Genomic DNA, 20,666 nt, shown 5'->3' on the forward strand with positions numbered 1-20,666 from the left:
TTAAATTCAGCCTTGACCGTGCCACTGCTGAAGACAGTGCAAATGCCCAGAAAGCTTTGTTTGCTGGAATAGAAAGCGTCGAGGTTGTCGACCCGTTGACCGTAAAAATGACCCTAAAAGAGCCAAATGGAAACTTCTTGTTCAATCTGGCCTGGGGGGATGCGGTCATCGTCGCGCCTGAGAGTATTGAAAATATCAAGACCAATCCGGTGGGCACCGGGGCGTTTACCTTCGACAATTGGGTGCAAGGTGACAGCATCACTTTGAAGAGGAACCCGAATTACTGGGGTGAAGAACCAGCTTTGGAATCGGCAACCTTCAAGTTCATCTCGGACCCAACCGCTGCTTTCGCCGCGATGATGGCAGAGGATATTGACGCATTCGACAATTTCCCGGCGCCAGAAAACCTGCCTCAGTTCGAAGCTGATCCGAGGTTTCAGGTTCTCGTTGGCTCGACCGAGGGCGAAACGATCTTGTCCACCAACAACAAACAGCCGCCGTTTGACGATATCCGAGTGCGCCAGGCGCTTGCGCACGCTATAGACCGTCAGGCCATAATTGACGGAGCGATGTTTGGGTATGGAACCCCGATCGGTACGCATTTTGCGCCGCACAACCCAGCTTATGTCGATTTGACAGGAGTTTCCGCATATGACCCCGAAAAGTCACGGGCGCTGTTGGCCGAAGCAGGTTTTGAAGGCGGATTTGAGACTACCCTGCACCTGCCACCCCCGTCTTATGCGCGTCGAGGAGGGGAAATTATTGCGGCACAGCTGGCGGATGTCGGTATCAAGGCCGAGATTATCAATGTCGAATGGGCGCAATGGCTGGAATCGGTATTCAAAGGAAAAGATTTTGGGCTGACAATCGTCAGCCACACAGAGCCGATGGATATCGGCATCTACGCTCGGCCAGATTATTACTTTCAATATGACAGCACCGATTTTCAGGCATTGATGGACACGTTGAACTCCACTACCGATCCCGATGAGCGTACAAAGTTGATGGGTGAAGCACAGAGGTTGATCTCAAACGATTATGTTAACGGCTTCTTGTTTCAGTTGGCCAAGTTGGGTGTGGCCAAGGCCGGAATTCAGGGTCTTTGGGAAAACGCTCCGACGGCGGCCATAGACCTGACCGCAATCAGTTGGTCGGAATAACAGAAAGACGGGCCGCTTTGTGCGGCCCCAACAAACCTTTCAGTTAACTATCGGTCATGAATTTCCCACGATTTCTAACGCTATGCCTTTTTACTGTTTGGCTAATATCGCTGGCGGTTGGTCAGGCAAACGCACAGAACATCCTTGATAACCGGTTGGATGCTTTGGCAGGAACGCCAGAGAATCCACTGGAAGTCGGTATTGGAATCAAGATCGATCAAATCACAAATGTGGACCAAAAAGCCGAAAATTACGGTGCCGTCGTTGTTTTGCGTGTCGAGTGGATCGACCCTGCGCTGGCGTTTGATCGCGAAGAACTGAGGCGGGACATCAAGGTTTTCAATCCGCGGGCATTGGCGGATCATGCTGCTGAAATCGGGGCAGTGCTTCCTGCATTTGTCATCCACAATCAACAGTCAAATAAGTGGATCCACGAAGCGGCGGCTTCATTGCGATATGACGGGCGTGTGGTGTACGTTGAAAAATCGTCTCTAACTTTGCAGGCCCCTCATTTTGATTTCCGGAAATATCCGTTCGACACGCAGGAGTTCCACTTTGACGTGGTTTCGATTTTCCCGTCGGATTACGTGTCCTACTATCCCTTGGATGACTTCTCCGGCCTGGGGGATTTGTTGGGCGAAGAAGAGTGGATATTGGGCGGCGCAAGGCTAGAAGCGTCCAAGGTTGTTGGCCTGTCGGGTCGCGACAGTGACCAGGTCGCGCTGATATTCGAAGGAAGTCGTCACCTTACTTATTACATAATTCGTGTCTTTTTGCCGATGCTGGTTCTGATAACGGTCGGCTGGGCCCTGTTTTTTCTGGATGAGTATCGACGCAGGATTGAGATCGCCGGAGGTAATCTTTTGGTGTTTGTAGCCTTTAATTGGGCGATTTCCGCCGATCTTCCCAGGCTGGGCTATCTGACTTTTCTGGATTTTATCCTCCAATGCATGTTTCTGATGACCGGAGCGTTGATTGTGTTCAATGTAGCCCTGCGGAAACTAAAGGTGTCTGGGCGAGAGGGGACGGCCAGAGTTCTGGACAATTATGCGATCAAATGGATCTATCCTTTAGGCTACGCTGCAATCATCGCCTACGCGGTTTTCGCATATCTTTTGGTGCCTTAGGTTCTGGACCAGCGGAGTATGTGACTCTAACGTCTAAACCATGCTTCGCTACACTCTCAAACGTTTGATGTCGCTGGTAATCAGCCTTGTGGTTTCATCGGTTGTTATCTTTGCAGTAATCGAAGTTGCTCCGGGCGATCCGGCATCGTTCATGTTGGGTGTCAACGCCCAAGAAGACACACTTGCTGCGCTGCGGGCAGAACTTGGGTTAGATGTTTCCAAATTCGACCGGTATTTGAATTGGATTGGGGGAATGCTGGTCGGAGATTTTGGCACCTCATACACCTATCGCACTCCCGTTTCGCAAATGATCGCTGACCGGTTGTGGGTATCACTTCCGCTAGCGCTTTACGCTCTAGCACTTTCGACAATGATAGCTTTTCCAGCCGGAATTTATGCGGCAGCAAGACGCGGCAAGCCGGGGGATTTGGCTGTGATGGGCGCGACACAACTTGGCATCGCGGTGCCCAACTTCTGGTTCGCAATGATGCTCGTTTTGATTTTTGCGATTAATCTGCCTTGGTTTAACGCTGGCGGTTTTGCTGGTTGGGAGAGCGGGCTTTGGGTCGGACTGCATTCCTTGACCCTTCCTGCTATCGCCCTTGCCTTACCTCAGGCGGCGATTCTGGCCCGAGTTATGCGATCCGCGCTATTGGACATACTGGGGGAAGATTATATGCGCACCGCGCGTGCCAAGGGTCTGTCTCGACGTCAGGCTTTGTGGCGGCACGGTGTTCGGAATGCTTTAATTCCGGTGCTAACTATTATCGGGTTGCAATTTTCGTTTCTGCTGGCCGGGTCCATCATCATAGAGCAGGTTTTTTATCTTCCAGGGTTGGGGCGGCTGGTGTTTCAGGCGATTTCAGCCCGAGACCTGATTGTTGTGGAATCTGTTGTGATGTTACTGGTCTTTGCCGTTATCACAGTGAACTTTCTAGTTGATCTGGCATATGCCGCAGTTGATCCCCGGCTCAGGAGCAGGACATGAGTCGAAATCTAATCCTGGGGGCCGCGTTGTCCTCCTTGGTAGTTCTTGCGGCATTGGTTTCGTTCATTTGGACACCATATGATCACGCCGCATTGGATATTCCGTCCAAGCTCGCACCTCCGGATAATGCGCATTGGTTCGGGACCGATCATTTCGGACGCGACATGTTTTCGATGATTATGGTCGGTGCCCGTACTTCGATTGCCGTGGCACTAGTAGCCGTCGGAATCGGCATCGCGCTGGGCGTGCCACTTGGACTGACTGCCGCTGCGCGAAAAGGATCGTGGCTTGACGAAGTAATCATGCGTGGCAACGATTTGGTTTTTGCTTTCCCCTCTTTGGTCATAGCAATCCTTATCACTGCCGTTTTTGGGGCTGGGGCAATTAACGCGATCATCGCAATCGGCATTTTCAACATTCCTGTATTCGCCCGGATATCGCGCGGTGCCGCGTTATCGCTGTGGGAGCGAGAGTTCATCCTTGCGGCCCGCGTTGCGGGCAAGGGAACTGCCAGAATTTCAGTTGAGCATATTCTGCCCAACGTTGCCAATTTGTTGATCGTTCAGGGTACCATCCAGTTCTCTCTGGGAATTCTTGCGGAAGCTGGGTTGAGTTATGTTGGTCTTGGCGCGCAGCCACCCACGCCGAGCTGGGGCCGCATGTTGGCCGATGCGCAGACAATGGTCGGAATTGCACCGCATTTGGCTCTGATCCCCGGACTTGCGATCATTGTAACCGTACTGGGGTTGAACTTATTGGGCGACGGGTTGAGGGATTGGTTGGATCCTCGTATCCGGGTGGCGCGGGCATGAGCTTGTTGCAAATAACAAATCTCTCGGTTGAAATCGAAGATCGCCCGATACTCGAGCAAATTAACCTGTCCATAGATTCTGGACAGATCGTGGCTGTGACCGGGGAAAGCGGGTCGGGTAAATCCATGACAGCTCTGGCGGTTATGCAGCTTCTTCCAGGCGGATCCGTTCAAAAGGGTGAGGTTGACTTGAACGGGCAGAACTTATTGGGACTGTCCGAACCCCAGATGTGCAATCTACGCGGGGCCGCAGTTGGAATGGTGTTCCAAGAACCGATGACGGCCCTGAACCCGGTGAAGACTATAGGTGATCAAGTGGCCGAGACTATTTTGATCCACAAGGCCACGTCTCCCGACAAGGCGTATGAGAAAACCCGCGACGTTCTGATCCGGGTAGGCCTGCCACCTGATCGATTTCCGTTATCTCGCTATCCGCATGAACTTTCGGGCGGTCAGCGCCAGCGCGTTGTCATCGCAATGGCCATTGCGCTAAGACCCAAGTTGCTAATTGCGGATGAGCCAACGACGGCACTGGATGTCACGACACAAGCACAGATTCTCGGGTTGCTTAAGGGTTTGGTGAAAGAATACGGCATGGGCCTGTTGATGATCACCCATGATCTGGCCGTGGTTGCGGATCTGGCCGACAGGATTGTTGTAATGCGCAATGGTATCGTGGTCGAAGAGGGGGAAACGCAACACCTGCTGAGCAATATGAAGCACCCATATACTCGTATGTTGTTTGAAGCATCCGGCCATCAGGTCGAGTTACCAAAAACACCGAAGCCACGGGTTCTGCTGGAAGTCACTGATGTCGTGCGTGAATATCGATTGCCGCGAGGCCGCCTTTTCGAAAACCCAAAGCATCACAGAGCGGTCGACTCAGTCAGCTTTACATTAAACAGTGGTGAGCGTCTGGGGCTGGTTGGTGAATCTGGTTGCGGAAAATCGACCCTAACAAGGGCAATTTTAGGGTTGGAAGATGTCCAGAGCGGTCAAATTCGGTTGGATGGCCAGCCGGTCTTCACTGGCCACAAGCCTAATCTTGAGGTACGAAGAAAGTTACAGGTTGTGTTTCAGGATCCGTTCGGCAGCTTTAACCCCCGTCACCGCGTCGGGCGTCTGATTACTGAACCACTCCACCTCTTGGAAACACCTCCTACCCAAGCTGAAAGGCATCACCGCGTTGCTGAAATGTTGACGGCTGTTGGCCTTAACCCTGACGACGCGGGAAAGTACATTCACGAGTTTTCAGGCGGGCAGCGTCAGCGGATTGCAATTGCGCGGGCCTTGATAATCCGCCCCGAACTGATCCTGTTTGACGAGGCTGTGTCGGCCCTTGATGTTTCGGTTCGTGCGCAGATCCTCGATCTGCTGGCGAAACTATGCCGGGAGTATCATCTGACCTATTTATTTATCAGCCACGATTTGAGCGTTGTTCGAACCATTACAGACCGGTTGATGGTCATGCGGGCAGGGCGGATCGTCGAACAAGGAAAAACCGAACATGTTTTTTCAGACCCGCAACACGCGTATACTCGAGAATTGATTGCGGCATCACCGCGTCTGCCTGAAATAAAATTGGCAAAAACGTCTTATTAGAGCCTGAAACAGGAGCACCTTATGTCGCAAGCGCTTTGGTTTGATCCAAGTCTGGTTTTGATCGGTGGCGAATGGCTTTCCTCAGCGACTGGCAAAACCCTGGCGCTTAAGAACCCTTCTGATGGGTCCGAAATATGTCGTATCGCGCGAGGTGAAACTTGGGATGTGGATGCCGCAGTAAACGCGGCCCAATCCGCCCGAGACGGCGATTGGGGCAGAATGACAGCGTTTGAACGGGGGCGTATCTTGTCGCGATTGAGCCGATTGGTTTCCGAGCGTGTCGATGAGCTGGCGCAGCTGGAGGCAGTGGACGTGGGGAAACCGTTAACCCAAGCAAAGGCAGATGCCGTCGCTTTAGCGCGTTATTGCGAATTCTATGGCGGTGCGGCGGATAAGGTTATGGGGCAGACTATACCCTATTTGGACGGGTATACCGTTTACACGCTGCGCGAACCGCACGGGGTTACCGGTCATATTGTGCCGTGGAATTATCCAATGCAGATAATTGGCCGGTCCGTCGGCGCGGCTTTGGCGATGGGAAATGCCTGTGTTCTGAAACCGGCGGAAGAGGCGTGTTTGACCGCGTTGGCTTTTGCCCACTTAGCGCTAGAGGCTGGACTGCCCGCTGGCGCGTTGAATGTCGTCACGGGATTGGGCGCCGAAGCCGGGGCAGCTTTGTCGTCGCATCCAGGTGTGAATCATATTTCGTTCACTGGTTCGGTCGAAACTGGGGCGCTGGTGCAGCAATCTGCAGGGCGCAATGTGGTGCCTGTAACGTTGGAATTGGGAGGCAAATCACCGCAACTGGTGTTTGATGACGCGGATTTGGATGCCGCGCTACCATTTCTCGTCAACGCCGGAATTCAGAATGCGGGACAAACATGCTCGGCCTCGTCCCGCATTCTTGTGCAACGCGGCGTTTACGATAAGGTTAAGTCCAACATGGCAGAGGCGTATGAGCAACTGACGGTAGGCCCGGCTTTGCAAGACCTAAGGATCGGCCCCTTGATCTCGGATCGGCAAAAGGAAATAGTCAGTAATTTTTTAAAAATAGGGTCTGACCTGACGATTGCCGCGCAGGGTCAGATAGTTTCGGGTGCCCCCGACAGTGGCGCCTATGTAAAGCCGACATTGTACTGTGATGTTCCGTCGGATCATGTTCTGGCGCGAGATGAGATATTTGGCCCAGTTCAGGTCTTGATTCCATTTGACACTGAAAAACAGGCTCTAACAATAGCAAACAGCACAGAATATGGTCTTGTGGCGAGTATCTGGACTGCCAACGGGGCACGACAAATGCGGCTGGCGAAACGGCTGCGTTCCGGGCAAATTTTCATCAACAACTACGGCGCAGGTGGGGGCGTCGAACTGCCGTTCGGCGGTGTCGGTAAATCGGGTCATGGTCGCGAAAAGGGGTTTGAAGCTCTGTACGGCTTTTCGCAGTTAAAAACGGTTGCGGCCTTTCACGGCTAGCAATCAGACGATTACCTCGATCGAATCCTGCACTCCCACGCCGAAGACACGCTTGTAGCGTTTGATTTCGTCGGCGGGACCCATTGCCTTTTCTGGGTTATCCGACAGTTTAACTGTCGGGCGTCCATTGGCAGATACGGCCTTGCAGACCAGAGAAAATGGGGCCAACGCGTCGCCAGGTACAAGGCCGCGAAAATCGTTCGTTAACAAGGTGCCCCAGCCAAATGATACCGAGGTCAGATCGGCGAACTGCGCGTGCAGATCGCGGATCTTGTCCACGTCCAACCCGTCAGAAAAGATAATCCTCTTTTGCAACGGGTCCTCGCCGCGAGATTTCCACCAGTCAATCGCGATTTTGGCGGCCTTTGCCGGATCACCGCTGTCGATACGGATCCCGGTCCATCCTGCAAGCCAGTCTGGTGCGCGTTCCAGGAACCCCTTGGTTCCGTACGTATCCGGTAGGATGATGCGCAAGTTACCGTCATGTTCTTCGTGCCAGTCGCTTAGAACATCGTATGGTGCCTGGGCTAACTCTTCGTCCGTGTTTGCCAAAGCGGAATAGACCATGGGCAGTTCATGGGCGTTGGTTCCGATCGCTTCAACCTCGCGCCGCATAGCAATCAGGCAGTTCGAGGTGCCGGTGAAAGACCTTCCCAGCCCTTCGATCATTGCCTGAACACACCAATCCTGCCAAAGGAAGGAATGCCGCCGCCGCGTACCAAAGTCCGCGATCCCAAGTCCTTTTATCGTCCGTAGTTTTTCGATTTTTTCCCAAACGCGTGTCATAGCGCGGGCATAAAGCACCTGCAGTTCGAAACGGCGCATATCATTCAGAACCGCACGCGACCGCAACTCCATCAGGACCGCAAGTGCGGGAATTTCCCATAGCATGACCTCGTGCCATTTGCCTTCAAAGGTCAGTTCGTACTGATCTCCCTTGCGTTCAAGGTGATAGGGCGGCAATCGCAAGTTCTCGAACCATTTCATGAAATCCGAGCGGAACATTTGCCGTTTGCCGTAGAAAGTATTGCCCCGAAGCCAAGTGCTTTCTCCCCGACTCAGACCAAGTGAGCGGATGTGGTCCAACTGCTCGCGCAATTCGCCTTCGTCGATCAATTTTGCCAATGGAACGTGATTCGAACGATTTATCAGCGAAAAAGTGACATCTGTTTGGGGCTTATTTCGAAACACTGACTGGCACATCAGCAGTTTGTAGAAGTCTGTGTCTATTAAAGACCTTACAATTGGGTCGATCTTCCATTTGTGATTGTAGACACGCGTTGCAATGTCGACCATGGGGAACTCCTGCAATTTCCGCTGTTAGATCAATCGACGCGGTGATTGGCAAGGGTCGCCAAATAGGTAACAATGCTAAGGTCAAGTCGTATTACCGGCTTATTGTCAGTGCCCCTCGGAAGTTAGCGAGGGGATGGGTTAAAAAGAAGGTTGAAGTGAGTGAATGGGTCTCGAGTACGACTTTGATATAGTCGCGATCGCTCCCGATGAGATTGATCCTGAGCACGCCTTGACGCCGGTCACGGGTGCCCCCCCAGTGCGCGCGCAATTTCGGGACATCAAAACCGCGGACGCATTGCGTGGGGCTTCGCCCAAAATCCGCAGAATATTTCTGGAGTCAGGATTTAGCCTGGAAACCGCAGGAAAGAATGCCACGCCCGGATTCTATTCACCCGAAGATTCCCGAAACCGCGAGCGTATCCTCAAACGATTATTCGCGAATATCCGAAACATGGGCGTTCAAGGCGAATACTGTGGTGAGTTTGACTTCTGGCAGTTCTTGCAACATGTCAGAACGGCGCGACCCAAAGCGGGTTTTGCCAGACAACTGAGAGATTCGCCGAAAGTTAACGGCTCGCCCGCGGCGGATGTTTCAGAACGCCAATCGTTGATAGGCCGGATTGGGTTTGCTTTGGGTCTGGCGGTAATCTTCTTTGTTGTTATCAAATTTCTGGCCTCTCAGGGAACGACGCCTTAGCGATCACTCAAGCTTGACACCTGCTGCCTTCATGGCCTGTTTTGCTGCAGCCAGAGATCCTTCCATGTCGATGGCTCGGCAGGCATCAGTACGAACAGTCACGTCAAACCCTAGCCGCGCTGCATCAACGGCGGAATAATGTACGCAGAAATCTGTGGCCAAACCAACGATTGTCAGTTTTGCGATCCCGCGCGATTTCAGATAACCTTCCAGCCCTGTTGGTGTTTCCCGGTCATTTTCAAAAAAGGCGGAGTAGCTGTCGATGTCTTTGCGAAAGCCCTTGCGAATGACCAAGTCGGCATGTGTATTCAGCCCGGGGTGGAAATTGGCACCTTCAGTGCCTTGTACGCAGTGATCAGGCCAAAGAACCTGTTCACCATAATGCATTTCGGTTGTGTCAAACGGGTTCTTGTCGTCATGCTGACTGGCAAAAGAGGAATGTACCGCCGGATGCCAATCTTGCGTCAGAATCACCGCATCAAAATCAGTCATCATCGCGTTGATAGGAGCGACCACTTCGTCTCCGCCGGGAACGGCAAGAGCGCCGCCAGGGCAGAAATCGTTCTGGACATCTATTACAAGCAGCGCGTGGGTCATGGGGCCTCCTATTGTTGACCTATCGGTATGGCTAGGTGAAGTTGCCGTCAATCCGCTCTCTTGCGTCTTTGACGCGCTGGCATTAGATCGCGCGCATGTATACGATCGCTGCCCTCTATCATTTTACACGGTTCCCCGACCCAGACTCCTTGCGTCCCGCATTGAAGGAACTTTGTTGCGCGCACTCGGTTAAAGGAACCCTGTTATTGGCCAAAGAGGGGATTAACGGCACCATTGCCGGTCCGCGTCCCGGAATTGATGCGGTGTTGGACCATATCCGCAGCTTGCCTGGATGCGGGGATTTAGAATGGAAAGAGGCCACTTCGGACCACCCTCCATTCGGAAAAATGAAAGTGCGCCTCAAAAAAGAAATAGTCACGATGGGCCAACCCAACGTCGATCCACGTGCGACCGTCGGGAATTACGTCGAGCCGCAAGACTGGAACGACTTGATCCGATCTGATGATGTGGTGGTCATCGACACCCGGAATGATTATGAGGTGGCAATCGGAACATTTGAGGGCGCGATAGACCCTAAAACTAGCAGTTTTCGCGATTTTCCACGTTGGTGGCAGGAAAATAAGGAGCGTTTTCACAATAAGCGCGTTGCAATGTTTTGCACCGGAGGCATCCGGTGCGAGAAATCCACTAATTACCTTTTGGGGCAAGGGGTTGAAGACGTCTATCACCTAAAAGGCGGCATCCTTCGATATCTCGAGGAAATGCAGGAAAAAGACAGCACCTGGCAAGGCGAGTGTTTTGTTTTTGACAATCGTGTTTCTGTTGGGCACGGGCTGGTTGAGGGCCCGCATAGCCTGTGCCATGGGTGTCGTCGCCCGATCAGACCCGAGGACATGAAGCGACCGGAATTCGAGGTTGGAGTGGCTTGCCACCAATGTGTTAATGAAACTTCGGAACAAGACAAGGCGCGTTTTCGAGAACGTCAACGGCAAATTGTCTTGGCCCGGAATCGCGGCACAGAACACCTATTTTCCGATTGATCTCGTTTTTATTTTTGGTTGCGACCAGTGCTGGGAAACTGGATGATCGCCTGCAGGTATTTCTGTCGGAGGTCTAATGCGTCGCGACCCAACTACTTTGGAGGAGTGGAAGTCGACCTTGGTCGCAGCGTGCGGTCTAGTGTTAGCCAGCTTTTTGATCTGGATTGTTCTGTCGAATCTAAGCGAGGCTGCCGCAGGGAACACAATCGGGACTATAGCCACGGTTGGCCTCTTGATCTGGCTTGTGTCTCAGACGTGGTATTACATCACCCAGGTCAGATCTCCACGTCGCCAGCTTTTGTTGATGGGCATTTCCTTCATACAGGTTGTGCCTTTTCTTTTCGCTGCTGTTTACGGTTCTTTCGGGTATTACGATCTGTGTGTCGTGGGTGCCGGTGGTCCCGCTGATGTCCTTTATTTCTCTTATGTGACCTTTACCACCGTGGGCTTTGGAGACTTACGCCCTGCCGGGCTTTGCCGCGCATTGGCTGTTACCGAGGCAATAACGGGTTACATTCTTTTGGGTTTGTTTGTCGCTGCCGCCGTTGGTCTTTATGGCAGGTCCCATCCCAACACCAAATGATGCGTAAAAGCCGTTTATTTGAGCCTATTTGTTCCGGTCAATCCACTGAGACATCATTTGTTTGTTGCGAAAGCATTCGCTTGGAATTGGTCGGCGCTTGATACGCGATATCCTTTCGGCAAATGAAACCTGTTTTCCAGTCGGATAATTGGCGAAAGGCGAAGGGTCATGTGGTTTGTGTGCCGATATCCAAGCCGAAAGCGATTTACGATCCCGTTGCGCTTCTACCGGAATTTCCATTGCGGATTTCTCGGCAATTGCGCGGGCGTATCTCATTTGCCGGTCTGTTACAGGCAGCAGATGATAATCGTTGCTGGGTGCGTCGAACCAGTTTTGATGGGCGGCATTGGTCATTGCTCAAGAACCTCCGTTCCATTAGAGAACAAATATAGAACATTTTAGGAACTTTTTCAAGAATTCTGCTGGCAGGGTTGGTCTGCGTCCCATCGAAAATCCAGCCTGTCCCACCGTCATATGACCGATCTCAGCGCTTATCGCGCTATCTTTACTTTCATCAAGGAACCGCAATGCCACTTTTCAACTTTCGGTCGATAACAATAGGGTGTTGAAAGGGTTTAATGGCAGTGTTTCGCTCATACCGAGCTCATTAAAGGCAATGCATATGCATTGTGACCCGTTCCCGACATTCTGCGTCGGGAACAGAGTATCAGCTGCTGGCAAGCTATGGCTGACTTTGATGCAACTTGATTTGCATATTGGAGAGAGACGATGAAAACCCACGCACAGGCCGTCGTCATCGGAGGAGGCCTGATCGGGTGCTCGATACTGTACCACCTCGCCAAGCTTGGTTGGAACGATGTCGTGTTGCTGGAAAGGGACGAGTTGACCAGCGGTTCAACTTGGCACGCTGCAGCTAACATCCATGGACTGCATGACAACAACAACATCACGCGCATCCAGCACTATACAATGAACTTATACAAAGAGCTGGAGAAAGAGACAGGGCAAGGCTGCGGGGTCTTTCAACCTGGGTCACTCTATCTTGCGCAGACCAAAGACCGCGAATACCAATTGCGGCTGCAAGAAGCAAAAGCGAGATTTTACGGTCTAAATTTTTATGAAATAAGTCGCGAACAGGCGCTGGAATTGCATCCTCTGGCCCAATTCGATGACATTCGTTGTATCATGTATGAACCTGACGGCGGCAACGTCGACCCTTCGGGTGTTACGATGGCATATGCCGCAGGGGCTAGGCAGCTGGGCGCATCCATTGAGCGGTTTTGCCCAGTAATAGGGACTGATCTACAACCTGACGGGTCATGGATTGTCCGCACAGGGAAAGGTGATGTTCACACCCAATGGGTTGTGAATGCTGGCGGTTTGTGGGGGCGCGAAGTTGCGGCTCTGGCCGGTATTAAACTTCCTTTGCAGCCGACCGAGCATCAGTATTTTGTGACTGAAACAATCGACGAAGTTGCTAGCCTGGGCCGCCGTTTGCCGTCCATCGCTGATCGAGATGGAGAGTATTACTTTCGTCAGGAAGGTAATGGGCTGCTGATAGGAGCTTACGAAAAAGACATGCGGTTCTGGGCCGAAAACGGCACTCCGTTGGACTTTGCCCATGACTTGTTCCCTGACGACCTGGATCGGATTATGGAAAACGTGATCCGCGCGACTGAACGCGTGCCTGTTGCGGCGACAGCGGGGGTTAAGCGGGTGATAAATGGACCGATGATATGGTCGCCCGATTCCAACGCGATTTGGGGCCCCGTGCCTGAGCTAAAGAACTATTTTTGCTGTACCGGAATCATTCCCGGTTTTTCACAGTCAGGCGGTCTGGGCCTTTTGTCGGCTCAATGGATGATCGAAGGCGAACCGCAATATGACATGTTCGCCTGGGACCTTGGGCGTTTTGGCGACTGGGCCGATGAAAAGTTCACAAAAGCTAAGGTAGAGGATGTTTATACCCACCGCTTTGCCATCCACTTCCCAAATGAGGAACGGAGTGCGGGTCGGCCTGCTCGGGTTCGACCTGCTTACGAGATGCAAAAGAAAATGGGTTGTGTGTTCGGTTTGAACTGTGGCTGGGAACACCCGCTATGGTTTGCAGACGAGCCTGAAACAATCGAAACTAACGGTTTTACTCGCCAAAACTGGTGGGAGCCCGTGGGTCGCGAAGTGCGGATGCTGAGGGAGAATGTCGGGGTCATCGATATTTCAAACTTCGCCAACTATGTGATCAAAGGAAAGGGCGCCTATGAATGGCTGGACAGGTTGGTCGCGAACCGTGTTCCCACGCAGATTGGGCGGTCTTGCCTTACGCCGCTTATATCCGTACGCGGCGGTGTTGCGGGTGATTTCACCATCACCAAGGTGGCTGATGACGAATACATGATGATCGGGTCAGGTATGGCTGAACGCTATCATCAAAGGTTTTTCGACATGGTCGACTTGCCTGCGAACACAACATTTGAGGTCGCAACCGATCGCGTCGCTGGTTTCAATGTTGCTGGGCCTAAATCCCGTGCAGTACTTCAACGCCTTAGCAATGCGGACTTATCCAACGATGCCTTCCGTTTCATGCGTTCGGCGAAGATTGAAGTCGCCGGTGTGCCTTGCCTGGCCATTCGCGTCAGCTTTACGGGCGATCTAGGGTGGGAACTTCACTGCGCCGAGGCAGACCAAGTCAGGCTCTACACAGCGTTATTGGACACAGCCCGCGAATTTGGCGGCGGTCCGGTCGGTGGACGCGCACTTGGGTCGCTGCGCATCGAAAAGGGTTACGGTTCGTGGGGTCGAGAATACTCACAAGAATATTGGCCCCAAGAAGTAGGTTTGGACCGCCTGATCAAACTGGACAAAGAATTCTTGAACAAAGAAGCTTATCTGGCAATCAAAGACTCACCGCCTCGCGAAGTTCTGTCGATCCTTTCTGTTCAAGCGGACATCGCGGATGCAACTGGTGGCGAACCGATTTTCACATCTGACGGCACGGCCGTCGGTCGAGTAACTTCTGGGGCGTATGGATATTCTGTCGGGGCATCGCTTGCCATCGGGTATGTTGACCCAAATGTTGCGATTCCAGGGGACCGTGTCGAAGTTTTCATCCTCGGCAAGTCGCATAGTGCGGTAATCCTTTCTGAGCCACCTTTTGATCCCGAAGGTCATCGGCTACGCGATGTCCAGACCGCCGAACCAGCGGTTGTTAAATGATCGGAACATTCGACCGAGTTGCTAAGTTTGTACTGTCCAGAACATCGGATGAAATGCCGGATAGTGCAAAAGAATCCGCAGCGCTGATGATGCTTGATACAATGGGGGTATTGATTGGCGCCGGTCCGATGCAGGCAGGAATTATTGCCCGCGATACGGCCACAATGCTCTACGCCAGCTCATCGCCGGCTCACTCAGCAAGAATGCTTTTTGACGGGCGTAGGGTCAGCCTTGCCGGGGCGGCTTATGCGGCCGCGACTCAAACCGATAACCTGGACGCACATGATGGGTACAACCCAACCAAGGGGCATATAGGGGTCGTTGTGATTCCCGCGTTGGCCGCGTTGGCAGAACACTGCCCGGAACTCAGTGGTTCAGATGCGCTGGCCTCCGTTATCGTGGGTTACGAAGTTGCGGGTCGTGCAGGGTTGGCATTGCATGCTTCTGTCGAGGACTACCATACGTCCGGTGCATGGAACGCCCTAGGCGTCGCGGCGATGGCGGCACGTTTGCGCCATCATTCTCCGGATCAACTTCGGCAGGCCTTGGGAATTGCAGAATATCATGGTCCGCGAAGCCAGATGATGCGCGAGATTGCCAATCCAACGATGTTGCATGACGGTTCCGGTTGGGGAGCGATGGTTGGCCTATCGGCGGCAATTTTGGCGGAGCAGGGCTTTACTGGTGCACCCGCGTTGACGGTTGAAGACGATCAAGCCGCCCCGTTTTGGGCGGACCTGGGTTCGTTCTGGCAGATTGAACACCAGTATGTAAAACCCTACCCAATTTGCCGGTGGGCACACGCTGCGATCGACGGCGTTAGAATACTGATGTTGCAGCACGAATTAAATCACGATCAGATCGCGGCCATCCATATCAACAGTTTCCACGAGGCGGTCTGCTTATTCTCAGGAATCCCAAACACTACGTCGCAAGCGCAATATTCACTGGCTTTTTCTGTGGCGACTCAGGCTGTTCATGGTCGGATCGGCGTAGAGCATATCTCGGGCGCGGGCCTTAAAGATCCGGTTGTTGCAGACGTTATGAACCGTATCTCCGTTACGGAACACGAAAGACACAATCAGCGTTTCCCACAAGGGCGTTGGGCTGATGTAGTAATAGAGACAACAAACGGTCAGGTTCTAAAATCCGGCGATATCCACGCTCGTGGTGGTCCGGAAGCAAGGATGAGCCAGCAGGACATCGTTGACAAGTTCATGGAATTTGCCGCGCCATCAATAGGAAAAGCGCGCGCTACAGGCATTTGCAACGCGATATTGGGTCTTAACCGGCCAACCGCGCGCTATGCGGACTTACAACAGTACCTGTATGACGGTCCTTAAGAACTAAAACCCGAGTCGGACATCTGTCTTGGAATGCGGAACCACCACCGCTGGTCAATTCCGCACGAAACAACGCTAAACACGGTAAATTCATTGGCTCGATGTCACTCCTGCTGCACTCAACATGTTTGTGATCAATCCGCGCGTTTGTTCGCTTTGCTCTAAAAGAGCGGTTGCATCGGCTAACGGTTTGGCCGGGATGCGCTCAATTTTCCGACCCAACGCTTTGTCCAGACGGGCTAGGTCGCCAAATCTACCCGAAGCTTCCATGCTGGCTTCGTCTACCAACCCCGCCAGCCACAAGTATCTCGCAGCCTCGCCCGTTTCGCCCAGTTCGCTCAATATAGTCGCTGCCTGCGAAAACTCTTCAATCTTAATGTATGCATCGGCCTTTATCCGATTTGCTTCGTCAGAATCGTCCTCGGCCAACTCTAGAAGAGCCTGATGTGGACGACCGTTCTGGAGAGCTGCTTGCGCTCTCAACCGCGTCCGATCAACGCGACGAAGTTTATCTTCGGATCGGTTTGCCAGGTTAAATGCCTGTTGCGCGAACCCCAACTTGGCGAGGCGCTTGGACAGAGCAATGGCCGTTTCGGTGCTTAATTGGCCCACGACTGCCTTCGGTAGATTTAGCGCATGACGCAAATAGGTAATGTCATCAGCGCGCTCCGCTAGTAATTGCAACACCTGACTTTGCGTTCCGTCCCAGCCGTCATCTGTGGTCGATGATTGTATCAACGACAACGCTCTATCGAAGTCATGATTCAGACCCAAGGCAAGTGCATGAGCACGTTTCATCTTTGGTCCGAATTCTGACCTGCGAAGTTCGACTGCGTAAGCTGCGGCAAGATCAATGTTTTGCTGCGAAACGGGTTTTCGATCAGACCACCGTTTTTCGATAAGCCTAGCCAGTGCCAGTGCCGATTCTTCAGCTGCCATCGCGGTTGCAGCGACCTCAGATAGCAGTGTTTCCGCCAGTGCGTCTTCGCCACCGGCATCGGCGATACTTGCCCGCGCCAAGTTCAGTTCATTGCGATCCTCAAGGTCTAGTCGTTCGACAGAGCGCATTACGCGTCTTGATTCCTCTAGTTTCCCTGCCTTGGCCAATGTATCCATCAACGTGGGGCCGAACTGACGCCTCAGATGATCCGGAAGGAGCGAGAAGGATTTCTCGATCGCGTAAAGCTCGGCTTCGGGATCTAATTTCTTTTCGATCAATACGGACCACAGCGCGGTGATTCCATCGCATCTTTGCTGGTGCGAAAACGGGTGAGACTCAAGGGCGGGTCGCTCATCCATGGCGTGGGCGATCGCTCGAATCCGACTCGTGATTTCCGATTGTTCCGGGAGCAGGTTCAAAACCTGAACGGCTTCAGCGCCAAATCCATGGTACGCATAGAGCTTGGCGAGCTCCAGTGCTCGCTCAGTGTTTATGTGGTCGAATTCTTCAAACAATTCAGATCGAAGATACGCGACTTGGTGCTCAAATTGTTGAGTACCATGCCATGCGTCGAAATCCAGTTCTGCATCAGTGATGCAGGCTGGAATTGAATTGAAAGGCGGCTCTAAAAAGCCTCCCAACCCTCGAAGTTCATCAAGGATGGAAGTAACTTGCAAATTTGCGGTTAGATCGCTTGCAATAACTTCAGGGTCAATCGCGGTCGACCGTCTGGGGCCCACATCGGAAAGGTCCAGATCCACGACTTCGCGGTCTGCGCCTTGCAAAATGCGCGACATCATTTGCGTTTCCAAGTCCTGTCGGCTCAGGTTCAATAGCGGTATTTCGAATTTTTTTGGTTGTAACTCGACTTGTTTTTGGGCTTTGAGCGGCCTCCTCTTCGCCAACTTTGATTGGATGAGCGCCAAGGGTGAAAGGAACTGACCGGGCGCGATGTCCACAACAATCATGGTCCCGCGGAATAAGAATGCCGTCGCGACACAATCACATCCGAAAGCAAGTTCCAAAGAGGACCCGGACCGTTTTTGCGATACCGAAGTCAGCCGATGTCCGTACAACCTGTTAAAGACGGTGTCTGTTTCATATACAGCCCCATCCAATGCTACACTTAGTTCGGCGCCATTGTGCAATTGTCTAAGGTTCCACTCTGTTCCGAGAGGTATTTGCACCACTAGCCGGGTAAAATCTTTATGTTCGCCTGAACGAACCCTTAAACGTTCAGCGGATGCCGCTGTAACGGTCGTGATCAATATACAAGTCAGTACCAATGCTTTGATCATGCTGCCGCCTGCCTGATTTCTTTCAACGCATCTTCAAGATCTGAAAACCGGGGACGGTTGTGCGTTGGGGTATTTTGACGGCCAACTTCAATGCACATGGCGGCATTGTGGTTATGAAGGTTGGCGACCAGAACTTCCTTTATCAGTTGATAAAAATGGTTGTCTTCTTCGACCACCGCTTTCAACTTTCCAGCGAACGGGCCAACCAAACCGTAGGCTAGGAAAACGCCCAGAAACGTACCCACAAGGGCGCTACCTATCAGTTTTCCCAAAACCTCCGGAGGCTGGTCAATCGAACCCATCGTTTTGATCACTCCCAACACCGCTGCGACGATGCCAAGCGCGGGTAAGGCGTCTGCAACTGTATGAAGCGCGCGGCTGGAATGCATCGCTTGGTGAAAATTCGCCTCCATCCGCTTTTCGAGCACTTCTTCGACTTGGTGGGGATCATCGAAATTCATTGAGGCCGAGCGCATCGTGTCACAGATTAGATCTACAGCTTCTTTATCGGATTGAATCTTGGGATAGGCGGAGAACAACGAAGACTTGGCCGGCTTTTCAATGTGCCTTTCCAGATCGACCGGATTCGATCGGGCAATCCGAATCAGTGAAAAGAGAAGGCATAGCAGATCATGGTAATCTTCGGGTTTCCACTTTGGACCTTTGAAAACTTTGCCGATATCTCTGGCAGTGTGTTTGACGGCGCCCAGGTCATTACTGATTAAGAACGCGCCTATATTGATGTCGATGGGTATGATGATGGTGCCGCCAGCCACCGTTTCTCTGCCATTCAAGTTGGCTTTTTTTGTTATTGCCGACGGCTGGTCCCTGATCGCCAGTGCCCTGGTGCGCAGCTATGTTCCATAGAGGCAATTACGGGGGAGAAATTACTGGATCAAAAAGATAAGCAATCTTCCGCAACACAGTTGGCTCAGCTATTTCGTGACCGAAACCCAAAAGCCAATGTGTCACTGTGGGCATTTCTTCATCGAATGCTAAAGGTCAGAATCCGAATGAATTTCCAATACATTCGTGGAGTGGTTATGTCCTAGCGGTGCTTCAATACACCCCAGCGCAGTACCTCAACCGCTTCGATTCAAGTCCTTGATCAGACGATTTAGGTCACCACCCCGGGCGTCCAACATGGCGCCAATTTCGGTCCGTTCTGTGAGCAGCAAGTTCACGCCTTCGATGAACATGTTATAAAATTTTCCTCGACCAGACTTGTCCGAAACCAGAAAAGTAACGTCAAATGGCGATGACCCTCGAAGCTTGACCGAGGTTCTGACTTCGTACCCGGCCTTGATCTTTCGCGCATTGCGAACCGTCACTTCCCCTCCAATAAATTCGCGGAAGCGACGACCGTATTTGCGTGAGATATAGCCCTGAAATGCCTTTGTGAACTGGCGCATCTGTGATGCAGAAGCAGCGCGCGCGTCCGCACCCAAAGCGTAACGCGCCATGATTGGAACATCTCCGTACTGCACAAAGATCTTCTCAAAATCACGTATCATAGCGTTTTCGGATTTGCCGGAGTCTATTACTCGTGTGATATCCGAAACGACGCTGTTAACCAGTTGCTTGGCACCTGCTTCGGTCAGCGCAAAAGCAGGGAAAGGCAGAGATGTCGCCAACACCCCGGCCAGTGCGGTTGCAAAAAATTTTCGACGGTTCAAAATGTTATTCTGCATAGGGGTCCTCGTAGGGGTCGAGATAGGGGTCCCTGACAGGGTCTGTCCCGGTTACGGCATAGGGATCATCATACAGACCCAAATAGGCCTCTTCATCGTCTCTGGCCAGTTCAAAGCGTCGATTTTGCAGGTAAATCAACCGCGCCTGAGCGTAACTATCAGCACTTTCATATAAAATCGAATCTACCGTATCCGAGAATCTACCTCGGTCTCCCATGCGGCGTACGACCTCGGCATAGACACCCAAATTGTCAGCAGGCCGTACCGGTGTGAAATTGATCGGGTTGGAAAACAGATTTATTATTACTCCCACGGCATCTCGTGTGGTTGACGGACCATAAAAGGGTAACTCCACATAAGCGCCTTCGCCAAAGCCCCAGACATGCAGGGTTTCACCAAAGTCGGTATCCACTGGTGGCAGGTTAAGCTCATCCGCGGGGGCAGACAATCCAAACCCGCCAACCGTCATATTCACGACAAATCGAAGCAGCGCATTGCCCATCTGTTTTGGATTGCCTTGTAAAAGATAATCGACGGCCTGACCGGGCAGGGAAATATTTTCCGCAAAGGTACTAAAGCTCGTTACCATTGGATCAGGAACAATTTTCACGTAACCTTTTGATGCCGGTCGAAAAAGAAACCGGTCTACGCCCAGGTTGAATTTGTGAATTGACCGGTTCGCGCCTTCGTAGGGGTCAAAAACTTCGCCACGCGCCGCTGCGTCCTGAGGCTGTGAGGCGCATGCTGACAAAATAGTCAGTGTGCACAAAACGATCAGGGGCTTAAAGAAGGCTCGGTTGGACACAGTCCTCGTTACTCCAATATTTCCCGGCCGGAATTGCCGGACTTTAAATCAACTTGTCATAGGCGTTACAGCGATGCAGT

General features: G+C 52.3%; 17 protein-coding genes and 2 pseudogenes. 12 read left to right on the top strand and 7 right to left on the bottom strand.

Going from position 1 to position 20,666, the window contains the following annotated elements; all coding sequences use genetic code 11:
* From AC2FNV_RS18240 to AC2FNV_RS18265, 6 genes are all read left to right on the top strand, one after another.
* The coding region (locus AC2FNV_RS18240; RefSeq protein WP_496774069.1) for an ABC transporter substrate-binding protein at nt 1–1,160 on the top strand (1,160 nt) is incomplete at its 5' end.
* A gap of 56 nt (nt 1,161–1,216) precedes the next feature.
* Nucleotides 1,217–2,287 carry a ligand-gated ion channel gene (locus tag AC2FNV_RS18245; protein WP_170479587.1) on the top strand — a complete coding sequence of 357 codons (1,071 nt, stop codon included), beginning with the start codon at nt 1,217–1,219 and terminating at the stop codon, nt 2,285–2,287.
* 40 nt (nt 2,288–2,327) lie between these two features.
* Nucleotides 2,328–3,275: an ABC transporter permease gene (locus AC2FNV_RS18250; RefSeq protein WP_170479585.1), complete on the top strand. Its 948-nt coding sequence runs from the start codon at nt 2,328–2,330 to the stop codon at nt 3,273–3,275.
* Complete coding sequence (locus AC2FNV_RS18255; RefSeq protein WP_170602977.1) at nt 3,272–4,087, top strand: ABC transporter permease; 816 nt, start codon at nt 3,272–3,274, stop codon at nt 4,085–4,087. The genes AC2FNV_RS18250 and AC2FNV_RS18255 overlap by 4 nt, the downstream gene beginning before the upstream one ends.
* Nucleotides 4,084–5,688, top strand: coding sequence for an ABC transporter ATP-binding protein (locus AC2FNV_RS18260; protein WP_170602978.1), 1,605 nt, complete (start codon nt 4,084–4,086; stop codon nt 5,686–5,688). The genes AC2FNV_RS18255 and AC2FNV_RS18260 overlap by 4 nt, the downstream gene beginning before the upstream one ends.
* A gap of 21 nt (nt 5,689–5,709) precedes the next feature.
* Nucleotides 5,710–7,161 (top strand): aldehyde dehydrogenase family protein, encoded by a 1,452-nt coding sequence (locus AC2FNV_RS18265; protein WP_170602980.1) that lies wholly within the window; start codon nt 5,710–5,712, stop codon nt 7,159–7,161.
* Between the two features lie 3 nt (nt 7,162–7,164).
* On the opposite strand, the gene pncB is transcribed toward AC2FNV_RS18265, so the two are convergent.
* A complete protein-coding gene (pncB, locus tag AC2FNV_RS18270) occupies nt 7,165–8,457 on the bottom strand; it encodes a nicotinate phosphoribosyltransferase (RefSeq protein ID WP_170479578.1) in 1,293 nt (430 codons plus the stop codon).
* A 163-nt stretch (nt 8,458–8,620) separates the two neighbouring features.
* Between pncB and AC2FNV_RS18275 the strand changes: the two genes are divergently transcribed.
* Entirely contained in the window at nt 8,621–9,154 is a 534-nt protein-coding gene (locus tag AC2FNV_RS18275; protein WP_170602982.1) for a hypothetical protein, read from the top strand.
* Nucleotides 9,155–9,157: 3 nt separating this feature from the next.
* On the opposite strand, the gene pncA is transcribed toward AC2FNV_RS18275, so the two are convergent.
* Nucleotides 9,158–9,751: a bifunctional nicotinamidase/pyrazinamidase gene (pncA, locus tag AC2FNV_RS18280; RefSeq protein WP_170602984.1), complete on the bottom strand. Its 594-nt coding sequence runs from the start codon at nt 9,749–9,751 to the stop codon at nt 9,158–9,160.
* A 95-nt stretch (nt 9,752–9,846) separates the two neighbouring features.
* On the opposite strand from pncA, the gene trhO reads away from it, so the two are divergent.
* Nucleotides 9,847–10,752 (top strand): oxygen-dependent tRNA uridine(34) hydroxylase TrhO, encoded by a 906-nt coding sequence (gene trhO / locus AC2FNV_RS18285; RefSeq protein ID WP_170602986.1) that lies wholly within the window; start codon nt 9,847–9,849, stop codon nt 10,750–10,752.
* 76 nt (nt 10,753–10,828) lie between these two features.
* Nucleotides 10,829–11,335: an ion channel gene (locus tag AC2FNV_RS18290; RefSeq protein WP_170479569.1), complete on the top strand. Its 507-nt coding sequence runs from the start codon at nt 10,829–10,831 to the stop codon at nt 11,333–11,335.
* A gap of 24 nt (nt 11,336–11,359) precedes the next feature.
* Here AC2FNV_RS18290 and AC2FNV_RS18295 read toward each other — a convergent pair whose 3' ends face one another.
* A complete protein-coding gene (locus AC2FNV_RS18295) occupies nt 11,360–11,689 on the bottom strand; it encodes a hypothetical protein (protein WP_170479567.1) in 330 nt (109 codons plus the stop codon).
* A gap of 375 nt (nt 11,690–12,064) precedes the next feature.
* Here AC2FNV_RS18295 and AC2FNV_RS18300 point away from each other — a divergent pair, with 375 nt between their 5' ends.
* Both AC2FNV_RS18300 and AC2FNV_RS18305 read left to right on the top strand, forming a co-directional pair.
* Nucleotides 12,065–14,509, top strand: coding sequence for a GcvT family protein (locus tag AC2FNV_RS18300; RefSeq protein ID WP_170602988.1), 2,445 nt, complete (start codon nt 12,065–12,067; stop codon nt 14,507–14,509).
* On the top strand, nt 14,506–15,852 hold the full coding sequence (locus AC2FNV_RS18305; protein WP_170602990.1) for an MmgE/PrpD family protein: 1,347 nt from the start codon (nt 14,506–14,508) through the stop codon (nt 15,850–15,852). The genes AC2FNV_RS18300 and AC2FNV_RS18305 overlap by 4 nt, the downstream gene beginning before the upstream one ends.
* Before the next feature lie 90 nt (nt 15,853–15,942).
* On the opposite strand, the gene AC2FNV_RS18310 is transcribed toward AC2FNV_RS18305, so the two are convergent.
* Together AC2FNV_RS18310 and motA are read right to left on the bottom strand one after the other, a co-directional pair.
* Nucleotides 15,943–18,090 carry a hypothetical protein gene (locus AC2FNV_RS18310; protein WP_496774075.1) on the bottom strand — a complete coding sequence of 716 codons (2,148 nt, stop codon included), beginning with the start codon at nt 18,088–18,090 and terminating at the stop codon, nt 15,943–15,945.
* Nucleotides 18,087–18,827 (bottom strand): annotated as a pseudogene (motA, locus tag AC2FNV_RS18315) (flagellar motor stator protein MotA); the annotation flags it as partial. The gene AC2FNV_RS18310 and the pseudogene motA, both read right to left, overlap by 4 nt.
* Here motA and AC2FNV_RS18320 point away from each other — a divergent pair.
* A pseudogene (locus tag AC2FNV_RS18320) lies at nt 18,820–18,957 on the top strand (flagellar type III secretion system pore protein FliP); the annotation flags it as partial. The pseudogenes motA and AC2FNV_RS18320 sit on opposite strands and share 8 nt — an antisense overlap.
* 215 nt (nt 18,958–19,172) lie before the next feature.
* On the opposite strand, the gene AC2FNV_RS18325 reads toward AC2FNV_RS18320, so the two are convergent.
* On the bottom strand, nt 19,173–19,781 hold the full coding sequence (locus tag AC2FNV_RS18325; protein ID WP_170479547.1) for an MlaC/ttg2D family ABC transporter substrate-binding protein: 609 nt from the start codon (nt 19,779–19,781) through the stop codon (nt 19,173–19,175).
* The gene (locus tag AC2FNV_RS18330; RefSeq protein WP_170479545.1) at nt 19,771–20,586 is read right to left on the bottom strand and encodes an MlaA family lipoprotein; all 816 of its coding nucleotides are present in this window, start codon (nt 20,584–20,586) and stop codon (nt 19,771–19,773) included. The genes AC2FNV_RS18325 and AC2FNV_RS18330 overlap by 11 nt, the downstream gene beginning before the upstream one ends.
* Between the last annotated feature and the right edge of the window lie 80 nt (nt 20,587–20,666).

Source organism: Ruegeria sp. BHSA163 (genome assembly GCF_059613365.1).

What these genes read in the sequence shown, in the direction of transcription:
- AC2FNV_RS18245 (WP_170479587.1), top strand. Translation starts at nt 1,217, where the DNA reads ATGAATTTCCCACGATTTCTAACGCTATGCCTTTTTACTGTTTGGCTA.
- AC2FNV_RS18250 (WP_170479585.1), top strand. Translation starts at nt 2,328, where the DNA reads ATGCTTCGCTACACTCTCAAACGTTTGATGTCGCTGGTAATCAGCCTT.
- AC2FNV_RS18255 (WP_170602977.1), top strand. Translation starts at nt 3,272, where the DNA reads ATGAGTCGAAATCTAATCCTGGGGGCCGCGTTGTCCTCCTTGGTAGTT.
- AC2FNV_RS18260 (WP_170602978.1), top strand. Translation starts at nt 4,084, where the DNA reads ATGAGCTTGTTGCAAATAACAAATCTCTCGGTTGAAATCGAAGATCGC.
- AC2FNV_RS18265 (WP_170602980.1), top strand. Translation starts at nt 5,710, where the DNA reads ATGTCGCAAGCGCTTTGGTTTGATCCAAGTCTGGTTTTGATCGGTGGC.
- pncB (WP_170479578.1), bottom strand. Translation starts at nt 8,457, where the DNA reads ATGGTCGACATTGCAACGCGTGTCTACAATCACAAATGGAAGATCGAC.
- AC2FNV_RS18275 (WP_170602982.1), top strand. Translation starts at nt 8,621, where the DNA reads ATGGGTCTCGAGTACGACTTTGATATAGTCGCGATCGCTCCCGATGAG.
- pncA (WP_170602984.1), bottom strand. Translation starts at nt 9,751, where the DNA reads ATGACCCACGCGCTGCTTGTAATAGATGTCCAGAACGATTTCTGCCCT.
- trhO (WP_170602986.1), top strand. Translation starts at nt 9,847, where the DNA reads ATGTATACGATCGCTGCCCTCTATCATTTTACACGGTTCCCCGACCCA.
- AC2FNV_RS18290 (WP_170479569.1), top strand. Translation starts at nt 10,829, where the DNA reads ATGCGTCGCGACCCAACTACTTTGGAGGAGTGGAAGTCGACCTTGGTC.
- AC2FNV_RS18295 (WP_170479567.1), bottom strand. Translation starts at nt 11,689, where the DNA reads ATGACCAATGCCGCCCATCAAAACTGGTTCGACGCACCCAGCAACGAT.
- AC2FNV_RS18300 (WP_170602988.1), top strand. Translation starts at nt 12,065, where the DNA reads ATGAAAACCCACGCACAGGCCGTCGTCATCGGAGGAGGCCTGATCGGG.
- AC2FNV_RS18305 (WP_170602990.1), top strand. Translation starts at nt 14,506, where the DNA reads ATGATCGGAACATTCGACCGAGTTGCTAAGTTTGTACTGTCCAGAACA.
- AC2FNV_RS18310 (WP_496774075.1), bottom strand. Translation starts at nt 18,090, where the DNA reads ATGATCAAAGCATTGGTACTGACTTGTATATTGATCACGACCGTTACA.
- AC2FNV_RS18325 (WP_170479547.1), bottom strand. Translation starts at nt 19,781, where the DNA reads ATGCAGAATAACATTTTGAACCGTCGAAAATTTTTTGCAACCGCACTG.